The sequence below is a fragment of the Moheibacter lacus genome, assembly GCF_014042165.1.
GTDB lineage: Bacteria > Bacteroidota > Bacteroidia > Flavobacteriales > Weeksellaceae > Moheibacter > Moheibacter lacus.
This window is the reverse complement of sequence record NZ_JACDZE010000004.1, coordinates 212,829-227,296: the sequence shown is the minus strand read 5'-3', so window position 1 is coordinate 227,296 and position 14,468 is coordinate 212,829. Positions and strand designations below refer to the sequence as shown.

The window sequence follows — 14,468 nt, the reverse complement described above, 5'->3', positions numbered from 1 at the left end:
TTTGCGCTTTTCTATTTCATCGAATTTCGAATTAGAAATACTTAAAATCCTGATTGTTTTTAATTTTCTTTACTGTTTCATACATCAATTTGATCGTATTTTCCACATCATTTTTATGCACCATCTCCACCGTGGTATGCATATAACGCAATGGTAATGAGATCAATGCCGAAGGTACTCCACCGTTACTATACGCAAAAGCATCTGTATCCGTTCCGGTAACACGGCTACTTGCAGCTCGCTGAAAAGGAATTTTTTTCTTGTCTGCAGCATCGATGATCAAATCACGCAAATTATTTTGCACAGCCGGCGCATAAAAAACAACGGGGCCATCGCCGCATTTTATTTCGCCTTCTTTCATTTTATTCATTTTCGGTGTAGAAGTATCATGCGTCACATCAGTGACGATGGCGACATCTGGCCGAATGGTTTTGGTGATCATTTCCGCACCGCGAAGCCCGACTTCTTCTTGAACGGAATTGGTGAAATATACGCCGAAATCAATTTTGTCTTTGTTTTCAAAAAGCAATCTGGCGACCTCCGCAATCATAAATCCACCTACCCGATTATCCAAAGCTCTGCAAACAAAATAATTTTCATTTAAAACCATGAATTCATCTGGATAAGTAATCACACAACCCACATGAATTCCCAATTTTTCTACTTCTTCTTTTGAACTTACGCCACAATCAATCCAAATCGTATCAATTTTAGGCAACTCATCCTTATCACCTACCCGTACATGAATCGCCGGCCAACCAAAAACACCTTTTACAATTCCGTTTTTCGTATGGATATTCACCCTTTTTGAAGGTGCAATCACTGCATCTGACCCTCCATTTCGGATGACGTAAATCATTCCGTCTGAAGAAATATAATTCACATACCAAGAAATTTCATCAGCATGTGCCTCCAAAATCACTTTATACTTCGCATCAGGATTGATGATTCCATAAGCAGTTCCATAATTATCTGATCTGATTTCATCAACATATGGCTTCACATAATCCACCCAAACCTTCTGACCTTCAGATTCATAACCTGTAGGAGAACTGGTATTGAGGTAATTTTCAAGGAAGTTCATTGAATTTTTGGAAAAGAATTTTGATTTTGGCATTTCTTAAATTTTTAACAAATGTAAGGATTTAGGAACAATATTTGCTATCGGTGGCTTATGTATTGGAAGCTATTTATACTTACAGTTGTTTTGAATTCATTTTTATTGGGACAAGAGTTGTCTTCCAAAGAAAATTCACCTCTCACAAAAGATTTAGCAGAAATGGACTCCATATCACCTGAAGATTTGGCTATTTTTGACACCATTCAGTTGGAAAATGCCGAAATGATGCATTTGCATCTGGAAAATGAAATGGAGAAAAAATATTATCTATGGCTTCGTAAAAGAGTCAGAGATGTTTGGCCTTATGTCAAAGTTGCGGTAGAAGAATACAATGCGATTCAGGATACTTCACAATATTTCAGCAAAAGAGAAAAACGTCAATACATCAAGGAACGCCAAGGTGTTTTGGCTGATCAATTTGAAAATAAACTAAAAGATTTATCGCTTTCACGCGGACAAATTCTCATCAAATTGATCCATAAAGAAACGGATCGTACTTCATTTGAAATCATCAAAGAATTAAGAGGTGGACTGAACGCTTTCCTTTGGAATTCAGCGGGAGGAGCTTTTGATCTGGATTTAAAATCTAAATTTGACCCTCATAAAACCAGAGAAGATTTATACATTCAAGTGATATTGGAGAAAGACTTTAGATCAGGCAGACTTGAGCGGATTAAAGATTCGGACTGATGGAAATCTTTCCATGAAATTTGTTTTAGATTCACTCTCCAATTCCTTATATTTGCATTTCTTAAATATGTAATAAAAGAGTGGCAAAAACTACCTTGAAAAAAATTGGCGTCATGACATCTGGAGGTGATTCTCCGGGTATGAATACAGCGATCAGAGCTGTCGCTCGTGCGTGCGCATACTACCAAATCAAATGTGTGGGGATCAAAATGGGTTATGAAGGGTTGATCCATAATCAAATGTCCGAATTGGGCGCTAGATCTGTAAAACACATCATCAACAGAGGTGGAACATTTTTACAAACCGCCCGATCAGAAGAATTCCGAACCAAAGAAGGACGTGCAAAAGCATTTGAGAATTTAAAGAAAAATGAATTGGATGCATTGATCATCATAGGTGGAGATGGTTCATTTACAGGTGGAAATGTTTTCTTTAAGGAATTTGGAATTCCGTTTATTGGAGTTCCGGGGACGATTGACAATGATATTTTTGGAACGGACTTTACCATCGGATATGATACCGCGCTGAATACGGTTATAGAAGCCATCGATAGAATCCGTGATTCTGCGACTTCGCATAATCGGGTATTTTTCGTAGAAGTAATGGGGCGTGATGCCGGATTTATTGCTTTAAACAGTGGAATTGCTTCAGGAGCTCAAGATATTTTGATTCCGGAAAAGAAAGATAGTTTAGATGATCTGTTTGGTTCGCTCCAGCATTCTCAACAGTCCAATAAAAATTCAAGTATCATAGTAGTTGCCGAAGGAGAAGAATTAGGAAATGTTTATGATTTGGCAAAAGCTACAGAAATGAGATTTCCAGATTATGATGTCAGAGTTACGGTGTTGGGTCATATACAAAGAGGTGGAAATCCAAGTTGCATGGACAGGGTTTTGGCAAGTCGTTTAGGCGTAGCTGCAGTTGAGGGATTGCTAGATGGAAAATCAGATGTGATGGCAGGGATACGGTCCAATAAGATTGTTTTCACTCCCATAGCCGAAGCCATCAAAAAACACAATGAAATAGATAAAGAATTAATAAAAGTCGCTAAAATTTTAGCTATTTAATAACATTTAAAAACAAACGAAATGTCAACAATCAAAGTAGGAATCAACGGTTTTGGTCGAATTGGAAGTCTTGTATTCGGTGCTCTTTTAGAAAGAGAAAATGTAGAAGTCGTTGGAATAAATGATTTGATCGATGCGCATTATATGGCATACATGATCAAATATGATTCTGTTCATGGACGATTCAAAGGAGAAGTAAAAGTAGAAGGAAATAATTTGGTCGTTAATGGAAAAACTATCCGAGTTACTTCTGAAAGAGATCCAAACAATTTGAAATGGAATGAAATTGGGGCCGAATATATCGTAGAATCAACTGGTTTATTTTTAACAAAAGAAACAGCACAGGCGCATATCAATGCTGGCGCAAAAAAAGTCATCCTTTCCGCTCCTTCAAAAGATGATACACCTATGTTTGTAATGGGTGTAAACCATAAAGAATTGACCGCTGATGTTCAAATTCTTTCCAATGCTTCATGTACGACAAACTGTTTGGCTCCATTGGCTAAGGTTGTTCATGATAATTTTGGTATTTTGGAAGGATTGATGACCACTGTCCATGCTACTACTGCGACCCAAAGAACAGTTGATGGACCATCTGCCAAAGATTGGAGAGGTGGACGTTCTGCTTTGTTAAATATCATTCCATCTTCAACCGGTGCTGCAAAAGCGGTAGGAAAAGTAATCCCTTCTTTGAACGGAAAATTAACCGGAATGGCTTTCCGTGTACCAAATGCTGATGTTTCAGTTGTAGATTTAACAGTAAGATTGGAAAAGTCTGCTTCCTATGAAGAAATTTGCGCTGCTATGAAAAATGCTTCTGAAGGAGAGTTAAAAGGTATACTAGGTTACACTGAAGATTTAGTTGTTTCTCAAGATTTCGTAGGAGATAAAAGAACTTCCATTTTTGATAAAGATGCAGGAATTATGCTTTCTCCAAACTTTGTAAAATTGGTTTCATGGTACGATAATGAAATGGGATATTCTAATAAATTGGCAGATATGTTGATTCATTCAGCTTCTTTGTAACTCTATTTTTTCAAAAATATTTTAAGCTGCTTTGTTAAAAAGCAGCTTTTTTTATGAAAAAAATCATTTTTTAAGAAAATTTTATATCTTTGTTTATCATAACACTTAAAAACATCTGCTTATAGATTATATATTCTATCTTTTTAACATTTGAAGACTAAAGAAGAAGAATATGGAATTCATTGATGATTCTCAATTAGTAGATTCGTACATACTTGGAAACGAATCCGCATTGGCAGAGTTGATAGAACGATATAAGAATAAAGTATATGGTTTTATTTTCTCCAAAGTTTTAGACAAAAACATAGCAGAAGACATTTTTCAAGACACTTTTGTAAAAGTTATTTTGACTTTAAAAGAAGGAAAATACAGCGAAGAAGGAAAATTTTTACCTTGGGTGATGCGTATTGCACATAACCTCACTATCGACTATTTTCGTTCAAAATCCAGAATGCCTATCATCGGCGAAACATTTGTAGATGAGGATTTTAGCATTTTTGACTTTTTAGCCGATCCGGAAGATTGCTCTGAAACCAAAATAATTAAAACCCAAATCGAAAACGATTTGCGTCATATCATTGAATTTTTACCGGAAGATCAAAAAGATGTATTGGAACTAAGGATCTTCAAAGGTCTTAGTTTTAAAGAAATTGCTGAGGAAACGGATGTGAGCATCAATACAGCTCTGGGAAGAATGAGATATGCACTGATAAACTTAAGAAAACTGATAGAAGAAAAAAAACTAACTTTAACATTAGTTTAACTCTTCATCGCTTGTTTAAGACAATAATTTGAGTGGGTATACGTTAAAAGTATAGAACTCAAAATCAATGTAAATGAAGCAAAATTACTCTTTTATCGGTGAGCAATTATCACCAAAACCGGAAACGGTTCAAAATATTTTAAATTTTTCAAAAACATTATCAGTTATTAGAAGTGGAATCTTGAATAAGAAAATAATCCTTATCAAGAATTAAAAAAAGGGGAAGCAAAAAGCTTCCCCTTTTTATTTACGTTTCTTTAAAATTAGTTTTTTCCGAAAAATCCGCCAAGTAATTTACTTCCTAAATCCACTACATCATCCATGGCATCGCCATCTCCATCTTGATCCAAAAGTCTTTCGATGGTGCCCATTTCTCGTTGGTTCGTTTGAGAAGCTCCTCCAACCAAACCACCTAATAAAGATGAAAGTCCACCAGCATCCAATCCATTTTGGCTTTTCTCTTTACCCAAATATCCCATAACTATCGGCGCAAGCATAGCCAAAATTTGAGCGATTTGTCCGGAATTTAGTCCAGAAGTTTTCCCGATTGCATTCTCAACCTGTGCTTGTTTTCCTCCCAAAACATGATTTAAAATATTTGCACCATCTGAAAAATTGCCGCCTTGCAAAAATCCGCCCAAATTATCCAGAATACTTCCATCATGATCCCTTTCAAGTGCATTGGCTATATTTTGCGCATCTCCACTGTTGGCATTTTTATTTAAAGCTGTCAAAAGCAATGGAACTGCGGCCGAAATTGCCATCTTAGCCTGTTCGTTTTCTATTCCTAATTGGTTAACGACACCGCTCACCATTTGTTGGCCCATAACCCCCTGTAATAAACTCGAAATATCCATTTTTTCCTTAAATTTGGTTAAACTCAAATATAAAACTAAAATTCAAATAATATTATGAATCCTATTTGAAATTTCTAATTTTGTAGGCTAAACACTTAAATTATGAGAAGATTTACACAAATCCTTATCTTGTTGGTAATCGGCATCTTATTGCTTCCTCTTTTTCTTCCCAAACAACTCAATGCTGAAGTTGAAAAAGAGTTTGATTCTCCTCCCGGAATTATTTTTGAAGAATTCAACAATTTAAAAGAATTTTCTGAATGGGATCCTTGGTCTTCCAGCGATTCACTTACCACTCAGGAATTCTTTGCTCCTTATAGAGGAATGGGTGCTGGATACAAATGGAAATCAATCGATTCAGAAGCTGAAATTACCATCAACAAATCCGACATCAACAAAACCATAATCTATGCGTTGAACGGATTGAATTTAGGTGAAAATGCCGAAATGAAAGTTAACTTCCAATCATCTACTCCAAATAAAACCAAAGTAAAATGGAGTATCATTACAGAGGAAATTGGCTATTTCTCCAGATATTACAGTTATTTTACTTCTAAAAAATTAACAGAGAAACTCCAATTGGGTTTATCCAAATTAGAAGCCAACTTAAAAAGCTCGGCACTCACTCCAGAACAAGCCATTTCACTTGCTCCGGGAATGATTAAAACCGAAATTTTTGAAGGTCAAAAATTGATCACTGTCATGAATGAAACTTCTCTGGAAAAAGAAGAAATGGAAACAGCTTCAGAAGAATCTTTTGGTCTAATTTATAGTTATCTCGTCGATTTTTTAAAAATCTCTCCTACCAAAATCGGATCTCCTGTAACCTATTTTGAATATGTCGATCTGGCTGCTAAAAAAGCTAAATTTTATTCTGGTTTTCCCATTTCAGAATCTGTAAAATTGGGAGAAGGAATGGAGTTAATGGCACTTCCCGCAACTGAAACGCTCGTTTGTATCCATAAAGGAAATCATACTACCATTCAAGAATCAATATCAAAAATGAAAGATTTCGCTAAAAAGAACAATTTAAAATTAGAAAATTCCCACTGGGAAGTATTTCAAAATGACCCGAAATCCACTCCAAAACCGGAAGAACTTCTAACCAAAATTTATATCCCGATTAAAAAATAGGTTCTTCCCAAAAACCTGAATTCGATTAATCAGATTCTCAGGTTAAAAGGAATTTAGAATCTTTTTTTTTCGTAGTAAAATCACGTAAATTTGCAGCTTGATTTTGAGCAAAATGAGTGATTTTATAGAGGTTTACGGTGCCAGAGAACATAACTTAAAAGACGTTGATGTAAAAATACCAAGGGAAAAATTGGTTGTCATAACGGGATTGAGCGGAAGTGGTAAATCCTCACTTGCATTTGATACGATTTATGCCGAAGGACAACGCAGATACATCGAAACCTTTTCTGCTTATGCACGTCAATTTCTAGGAGGAATGGAACGACCCGATGTAGATAAAATCGAAGGACTTTCTCCAGTTATCGCCATCGAACAAAAAACGACCTCAAAAAGCCCGCGTTCCACAGTAGGAACGATAACGGAAATCTATGATTTCTTAAGACTTCTTTACGCCAGAGCCTCTACCGCTTATTCTTACCATACAGGAGAAGAGATGGTGAGTTATACAGATCAGCAAATCCAAGAACTCATCAAAGAAAAATTTGCACAAAAAAAAATCGCCATACTCGCACCGTTGGTTCGCGCCAGAAAAGGTCATTACAGAGAGCTTTTCGCCCAAGTTTCCAAAAAAGGCTACATGGAAGTCCGTGTAGACGGAAGCATCAAAGAGATCACGCCCAACTTAAAATTGGATCGTTACAAAGCCCATGATATAGAATTGGTCATCGACAAATTAAAACTAAATGATGCCGTTTCTGACGATCGATTATTAAGTTCCATAGACACCGCAATGCAACAGGGAGACAATGTCATGATGGTGTTGGATTACGAAACAAATGAAGCCCGATTTTACAGCCGAAATTTAATGTGTCCAACGACCGGAATTTCCTACCCCAACCCTGAACCCAACACCTTTTCTTTTAATTCTCCCAAAGGCGCCTGTCCAAATTGTAACGGTCTGGGAGAAACCAAAGTTGTCGATATTGATAAAATAATTCCAGACCCAAATCGAACTTTGAAAAATGGCATGTTGGTTCCATTGGATGAACTAAAAAACACCACTAGAATTAAAAAACAAATCGAATCCATCTATGCCAAATATGGTGAACCACTCGACACGCCGTTTAAAAAACTGAACAAAGAGCTCGTTCAGGATATTTTGTATGGTTTGAAAGAAACGGTCGATGTACAATTAAAATTTGCGGATGTCAGTAAAGTTTATAAAATTGATTTTGAGGGAATTGTGCCGTTTTTAGAAGAAATGATGGAAGATAAATCCCTTCCTTCTTCTTGGTCAGTTTCTAGAAAATTTTCCAAAACAATTCCTTGTTCTTCTTGCCAAGGATTTCGACTCAATAAGGAATCTCTTCACTTCAAAATTGATCAAAAAAACATAGCCGAAGTCGCTCATTTCGATCTTCAGTTTTTAAGAAATTGGATCCAAACTTTAGACAAAAAACTAGGAAAAAAGGAAAAAATCATCGCCCAAGAAATTCTGAAAGAAATTGAAACAAGATTAAGTTTTTTATTGGATGTCGGATTAAATTATTTGGCATTGGATCGCCCTTCCAAATCCCTTTCCGGAGGAGAAGCACAACGCATCCGATTGGCTACACAAATCGGTTCCCAACTCGTAAACGTCCTCTACATTTTAGACGAACCTTCCATCGGATTGCATCAGCGAGACAACATCAAATTAATTGATTCACTGAAAAAACTACGCGACATCGGTAATTCGGTTTTAGTGGTAGAACACGACAAAGACATGATCATGGAGTCTGACTATGTCATCGATATCGGACCAAAAGCCGGCCGTAGAGGCGGAAAAATTGTTTGGCAAGGAATTCCGGAAGAAATCAAAAAAGCACATACGCTTACTTCGGATTACTTGAACGGAGATTTGAAAATCGAAATTCCGGAAAAACGCAGAGAAGGAAATGGACACAAACTTTTGTTGAAAGGTGCAACTGGAAATAATTTAAAAAATGTCAATTTAGAAATTCCATTGGGCAAACTTATTTTGATAACCGGTGTTTCGGGAAGTGGAAAATCGACATTAATCACGGAAACCCTCTACCCGATTTTGTCTAAACATTTTTACAGATCGGAACAAAATCCAATGCCCTATAAAAAAATTGAAGGACTGGAACATTTGGACAAAGTCATCGAGGTCGACCAATCACCTATCGGTCGTACACCACGCTCCAATCCGGCAACTTATACCAATTTATTTTCAGACATCCGTAATCTTTTCACCCAACTTCCTGAAGCAAAAATCCGTGGCTACAAACCCGGACGTTTTTCGTTTAATGTCAAAGGTGGACGTTGCGAAACTTGTGAAGGAGCAGGACTCAAAGTCATCGAAATGAATTTCTTACCGGACGTTTATGTTCCTTGTGAAACTTGCAATGGAAAACGATTTAATCGAGAAACACTTGAAGTCCGATACAAAGGAAAATCTATCGCTGATGTGCTTGATATGACCGTGAATGAAGCGGTAGAATTCTTCGAACCCATTCCAAAAATCTACCGAAGCGTGAAAACCTTACAAGACGTCGGACTAGGCTATATCACGCTTGGACAGCAGTCCACTACCCTTTCCGGTGGTGAAGCACAACGTGTGAAGCTCGCTTCCGAATTGAGTAAAAAACAAACCGGAAAAACGATTTATATATTAGATGAACCCACAACTGGACTACATTTTGAAGACATTAGGGTTTTGATGGATGTTATCAATCAAATTGTGAATCACGGAAATACAGTCATCATCATCGAACATAATTTGGACGTAATAAAATTGGCCGATCATATCATCGACATTGGTCCTGACGGTGGCGAAGGTGGCGGAAAAATTGTTGCTCAAGGAACACCTGAAGAAATTGTGAAAAATACGAAAAGCATTACCGGAAGATTTCTTGCAGAGGAAATGAAAAATTGATCAATCCATTTTTTCCTTTTCCAAAAGGTTGGATTCTTGCGCTTGTTCCATCAAATTTTGGGAAAATTCTTTTTTATTTTTAATGCCCAATTTTTTCATTTCTAAACTTTGATTGACCAAATTCCCTCTTCCTTCTGAAAGTTGTTTCAAAGCGTCAGTATAAGAAGATTTGGTTTGATCGATGTTTTTCCCGATTCGTTCTAAATTCTCCACAAAACTCACAAATTTATCGTACAATTTCGCACCGCGATTGGCGATTTCGATGGAGTTTCGGTTTTGGTATTCCCTTTTCCACAAATCGGCAATGAGTTTTAAGGAAGTGATCAAATTGCTTGGATTCAACAGCAAAATTCTTTTATCATAAGCAAAATTCCAAAGGTTGGGATCAGCTTGCATCGCTGCGATATAAGCGGGTTCACTTGGAATAAACATCATCACAAAATCCAGTGATTTTCCATAATCGTCATAAGCTTTGTTGGATAGTTCTACGATATGATTTTTTATGGAACCCAGATGTTGATTGAGTTTCAGCTGAACGACTTCGGCATCATTTTCATCCACCAATTCCGTAAAAGCCGTCAAAGAAACCTTAGAATCGATGATCACATTTCGTTCATCAGGATATTTCACCACCGCATCAGGACGCATTTTTTTACCGGAAAATTCAGAAAAAAGCGCATCATTATTTTCGTCCGTCAGCTGATATTCCATGAAATATTCTCTACCTTTTACCAAACCGGATCTCTCCAAAATGCTTTCCAAAATCATTTCACCCCAGTTTCCTTGGGTTTTGGACTCACCTTTCAGTGCACGTGTTAGATTTTTTGCGTCCTCTGAAATTTGTTGGTTGAGCTCCGCCAATTCTTTTACCTTTTCGGCCAATGAAAACCGTTCTTTGTTTTCTTTTTCGTAAGCTTCGTTCACCCGATTTTTCAATTCGGTCATTTTTTCTTGAAACGGTTCCAATATCGTCTTTAAATTGGTTTGGTTCATGGCTGTAAATTTTTCCGATTTCTCTTCGAGAATCTTATTGGCCAAATTCTCAAATTGCAATTTCCCTTCTTCTTGAATTTTTTGAATTTCGATTTTTTGGGTTTCGAGTGATGAATTTAAAGTATCGTTAATAGCTGAAAGTTCAGCGTTTTTAGCAAAAACAATTTGTTTTTCATTTTGCAAATTTTGAATTTGATCCGATTGTTTGGAATTGATTTCTTTTTGTTCAAACAATTGATTTTTCAATGCCTGATGCTCCGCTGAAATCTTAGAAAAATCATTTTTAAGACTCACAATCAATTGATTATAATCAGAATTAATTCTTTTTTCTGAAGAAATAATTTCATTTAGTTCAAGGATTTTCCTTAGTGAATTCTCAAAATCAGATTGAATTTTAATAAAATCATTGTTGAGTGAATCATATTGTTTCTTGCTCACAGATGAATTTTTCATTAAAACATACAAAACTACTGCGCCGATGATTCCGCCTAAAATTATTCCGATCAATAAATAAATTGTTTCCATAATTCAAAATTACAATACCCAAACGACAAAATATGTCATTCAAATTTTTGGATTTATAAAGTTCAACATTTCGCATTCTCTACTTACTCCGAAAAATAATGTAGTTTTGCAATAAATTATAGGTTTTGCAATCCAACTTCGTAGATTACATCAAAATATATTGTAAAAGTGGAAATGGTGGAGCAGGTTCTGCTCACTTACACCGTGAAAAATTCATCGAAAAAGGAGGTCCTGATGGTGGTGATGGTGGTCGAGGCGGACACATCATCATGAGAGGGAATTCCAATCAATGGACGCTTTTACCACTTCGATATACACGTCATTTAAAAGCTGAAAATGGTAAAAATGGTGGTTCTTCCCGTTCGACCGGAGCTGATGGAAATGATGTATACATCGAGGTTCCCATCGGAACTGTTGCTAAAGATGAACAAGGAAACTTCCTCGGCGAAATTACCGAAAACGGACAAGAATTGATTTTACTTCAAGGAGGAAAAGGTGGACTGGGGAACTGGCATTTTCGTTCTGCTACACGACAAACACCTCGATATGCACAGCCAGGTCTTCCAGGTGTAGAAATGCCCATCGTTTTGGAACTAAAAGTACTGGCCGATGTCGGTTTGGTGGGCTTCCCAAATGCCGGAAAATCCACTTTGCTTTCTGTCGTTTCTGCTGCCAAACCTAAAATTGCAGATTATGCTTTTACCACTTTGACGCCCAATTTGGGAATTGTTGAATACCGAAACCACCAATCTTTTGTGATGGCTGACATTCCCGGAATCATCGAAGGAGCGGCAGAAGGAAAAGGATTGGGACATCGTTTTTTAAGACATATAGAAAGAAATTCGGTTTTACTTTTTCTCATACCGGCTGATGCTAAAGACTATGCAAAAGAATATGACATTCTACTCAATGAATTGAAGAAATTCAATCCGGAATTACTTGATAAAGAAAGGGTTTTGGCCATTTCAAAAAGCGATATGCTGGACGATGAATTGAAAAATGAAATCGCTCAATTATTGCCCAAAGACATTCCGCATTTGTTTATTTCTTCTGTTGCGCAACAAGGTTTGATGGAGTTAAAGGATTTGCTCTGGAAAGAGATCAATAAAGAGATTTAAGCTGATTTTATAAATACAAGTTTTCATGGTCAATTATTCGGTGTAATTTCAGAATATATTGGCAAAATTTCTATGAAATAAACTTTTTCGAATATCATGAATCAAGAAAAATTTAGGGAATAAGCAAAAAAATGATACGATTTGGTCCAAAACTTCATAAAGCAAACACCATCAAACTAGAAACCCGTTGATTTTCAGCGATATTTTTTATCATTCTGCGGAGAAAGAGGATTAACTCATTGAATCCGAAAAAGGAAGTACTACAAACAAAAACCATTAATGCTTCGCATCTATTTTTTTATTCAAAACCATTTGAAAGCAAACTTTTTACGCTTTTTTCACATAAAAAAAACCGACTGGATTCCCAATCGGTTTTTATTTGCGGAGAAAGAGGGATTCGAACTTAATCACAAAACCCTTATTCAGCTTACTTTTATTTTAAGCGTCCACACAAAATTAAGTGTAAAACCTTAATTTTAGAAGATGAAAAAAGAGAGAAAAATTTATGATCGAGCCTTCAAGCTTTAAGCCGTTGAGTTGAGTAATGAACGAAATAACGTATCGGATTTAGCACGCGAACTGGACATACGACCTTCGTTGTTATACCGATGGCGTGCTGAGCAAGGCAATTTTGGAGAAGGAAGTTTTCCGGGTAAGGGAAACGCAAAACTAACGCCTGAACAAGAAAAAATCCGAAATCCTCCTTAAGAATTTAACATGAAATGTCTAATTTAGTTTGAAAACATACACAATCAAATTTCTATTATTAGAAAGGCAACGGAGTCTTCATCCAATTTCCTTGCTCATCTTGTATATAATAATTGTATACTGACAAATCGACTAAATACGGATTGTACTCATAGCTGATCAGTTTTAGTATGAAATTATCTCTTTCTATGTGCGTGACCAATTGATCTGGATTAAAAATCCCTGCAAAATAGAAATCAGGTACTTTTAGTTGTACATCTCCTTCGATTCTTGTAAGTCCGTACAACAAATTAGCATTGACTAAAATCTGATCGGTTACAAAAACGTGTTGCTGACCTGCCATTTTTTGATATATCAATTCATAACCCACAGATTTAATTTCAGATAGTAAAGCATCTTTTTGGTCTACAATTCGTTCGAAACTCAAGGGCGTAATTTCCAAAAATTCATTTGATAACGGAAGTTCGGGATTCATCTCATTTATCCTGTCGCTTAGGTTTTGTATGCGTTGCGAGGTAACCACTTTTTCACCGTGACCATTGTCTCCGAATGTGTAGTAATTTCCTAAAGTATCAGCAATTACAAAATCAATCATTTCGTCTTGAGGAACATAGAGAATCGTTCCATTTTCGTGGTGGTACACCCAAAATTCTCCTTCCGAATCCGGATAAGTATATTGGTAAATGAGTGCCCTATCGAAAGAAAATTCTTTGGATGTTTCAACTTTTTTCTGTTGTGCCCCAACTGTTTGGAATGTCAGAAGGATTAAAAGAATGTGGGAGTACTTCATTTTTATGAATTATAAACACAAATTTATTATTTTACGGGAAGCATTTACGACGAGTTCCACTCCTTTTTGGCGGTCATTTTTACCCCAAGGTCCCACTTGTCCCCGAATTTGAAAAAAAACATTTCCGCAAACTACATAAAGATCATTTGTTTTGCTGTTGTAAACCGCATAATCACCCAAATCCTGTATTTCTGTGTAAGCATTTTTCTCCATGTCCAGAAACGTATCCTGCATTTCATTTTTTACCTTTTCCTCGTTTTCATCCAACTCCGGGTTTTGTTTTTCATATTGCTCATTGAGTAATGCTTTGTTTTTATCTATTTCCTCATCCGTTTTGTTGGCATAGGTTTTCTGGACGTATTCTACTAACGTGAGATTTTTGTTTTTAAAAACATATTCGTATTGTTTTTTGAGATTATCCAGATGGGTCAAACTTTCGATGCTTAGAAAATAAGGTTGGCTGTCTTTTTCCCAAGAAGCCGTATAGTAAATATAATTTCCTTTGCCGTTTTTTTCTACTTTGGCAGGATTAGTTTCTGCAAATTCAGATACAAATTCCTCATTAAAAAAAGTAGGATCTGTATCATATTTTTCTAGGCATTTGCAAGCAGCAGTTTCTTGTTTGGTCGTTGGATTTACTTTTGATTTCACTTTATTTTCCGGTTTCTCACAAGAAATTTGAGTGAAAAATAGCATGGATAAAAAGATTGGAAAATTGTATTTTATTTTCATATAAAGA

13 protein-coding genes are annotated in these 14,468 nt (G+C 36.2%); 8 read left to right on the top strand and 5 right to left on the bottom strand.

Features of this window, described 5'->3' with window-relative positions; all coding sequences use genetic code 11:
• Positions 1-31 precede the first annotated feature (31 nt).
• Positions 32-1,117: a M42 family metallopeptidase gene (locus HU137_RS11615; RefSeq protein ID WP_182044018.1), complete on the bottom strand. Its 1,086-nt coding sequence runs from the start codon at positions 1,115-1,117 to the stop codon at positions 32-34.
• Between the two features lie 57 nt (positions 1,118-1,174).
• On the opposite strand from HU137_RS11615, the gene HU137_RS11610 reads away from it, so the two are divergent.
• The 4 genes from HU137_RS11610 to HU137_RS11595 all read left to right on the top strand — a co-directional run bounded on the left by HU137_RS11610 (position 1,175) and on the right by HU137_RS11595 (position 4,666).
• Positions 1,175-1,810 carry a DUF4294 domain-containing protein gene (locus HU137_RS11610; RefSeq protein ID WP_182044017.1) on the top strand — a complete coding sequence of 212 codons (636 nt, stop codon included), beginning with the start codon at positions 1,175-1,177 and terminating at the stop codon, positions 1,808-1,810.
• 80 nt (positions 1,811-1,890) lie between these two features.
• Positions 1,891-2,877: a 6-phosphofructokinase gene (gene pfkA / locus HU137_RS11605; protein ID WP_182044016.1), complete on the top strand. Its 987-nt coding sequence runs from the start codon at positions 1,891-1,893 to the stop codon at positions 2,875-2,877.
• A 21-nt stretch (positions 2,878-2,898) separates the two neighbouring features.
• The gene (gene gap, locus HU137_RS11600; protein WP_182044015.1) at positions 2,899-3,903 is read left to right on the top strand and encodes a type I glyceraldehyde-3-phosphate dehydrogenase; all 1,005 of its coding nucleotides are present in this window, start codon (positions 2,899-2,901) and stop codon (positions 3,901-3,903) included.
• 172 nt (positions 3,904-4,075) lie between these two features.
• A complete protein-coding gene (locus HU137_RS11595) occupies positions 4,076-4,666 on the top strand; it encodes an RNA polymerase sigma factor (RefSeq protein WP_182044014.1) in 591 nt (196 codons plus the stop codon).
• 263 nt (positions 4,667-4,929) lie between these two features.
• Here the strand turns inward: HU137_RS11595 and HU137_RS11590 are convergent, their stop codons facing one another.
• The gene (locus tag HU137_RS11590; protein ID WP_182044013.1) at positions 4,930-5,523 is read right to left on the bottom strand and encodes a DUF937 domain-containing protein; all 594 of its coding nucleotides are present in this window, start codon (positions 5,521-5,523) and stop codon (positions 4,930-4,932) included.
• A gap of 102 nt (positions 5,524-5,625) precedes the next feature.
• Here HU137_RS11590 and HU137_RS11585 point away from each other — a divergent pair, with 102 nt between their 5' ends.
• Together HU137_RS11585 and uvrA are read left to right on the top strand one after the other, a co-directional pair.
• Complete coding sequence (locus HU137_RS11585; protein WP_182044012.1) at positions 5,626-6,657, top strand: GyrI-like domain-containing protein; 1,032 nt, start codon at positions 5,626-5,628, stop codon at positions 6,655-6,657.
• 112 nt (positions 6,658-6,769) lie between these two features.
• Positions 6,770-9,595 (top strand): excinuclease ABC subunit UvrA, encoded by a 2,826-nt coding sequence (gene uvrA / locus HU137_RS11580; RefSeq protein WP_182044011.1) that lies wholly within the window; start codon positions 6,770-6,772, stop codon positions 9,593-9,595.
• Here uvrA and HU137_RS11575 read toward each other — a convergent pair whose 3' ends face one another.
• Positions 9,596-11,113 carry a DNA recombination protein RmuC gene (locus tag HU137_RS11575; protein WP_182044010.1) on the bottom strand — a complete coding sequence of 506 codons (1,518 nt, stop codon included), beginning with the start codon at positions 11,111-11,113 and terminating at the stop codon, positions 9,596-9,598. It abuts the gene before it with no gap.
• A 125-nt stretch (positions 11,114-11,238) separates the two neighbouring features.
• On the opposite strand from HU137_RS11575, the gene obgE reads away from it, so the two are divergent.
• Together obgE and HU137_RS11565 are read left to right on the top strand one after the other, a co-directional pair.
• Positions 11,239-12,231, top strand: a complete 993-nt coding sequence (obgE, locus tag HU137_RS11570; protein ID WP_182044009.1) for a GTPase ObgE — start codon at positions 11,239-11,241, stop codon at positions 12,229-12,231.
• A gap of 537 nt (positions 12,232-12,768) precedes the next feature.
• Entirely contained in the window at positions 12,769-12,939 is a 171-nt protein-coding gene (locus tag HU137_RS11565) for a transposase (protein ID WP_182044008.1), read from the top strand.
• A 58-nt stretch (positions 12,940-12,997) separates the two neighbouring features.
• On the opposite strand, the gene HU137_RS11560 is transcribed toward HU137_RS11565, so the two are convergent.
• Entirely contained in the window at positions 12,998-13,729 is a 732-nt protein-coding gene (locus HU137_RS11560; RefSeq protein WP_182044007.1) for a hypothetical protein, read from the bottom strand.
• Between the two features lie 9 nt (positions 13,730-13,738).
• A complete protein-coding gene (locus HU137_RS11555; RefSeq protein WP_182044006.1) occupies positions 13,739-14,461 on the bottom strand; it encodes a hypothetical protein in 723 nt (240 codons plus the stop codon).
• Positions 14,462-14,468 lie beyond the last annotated feature (7 nt).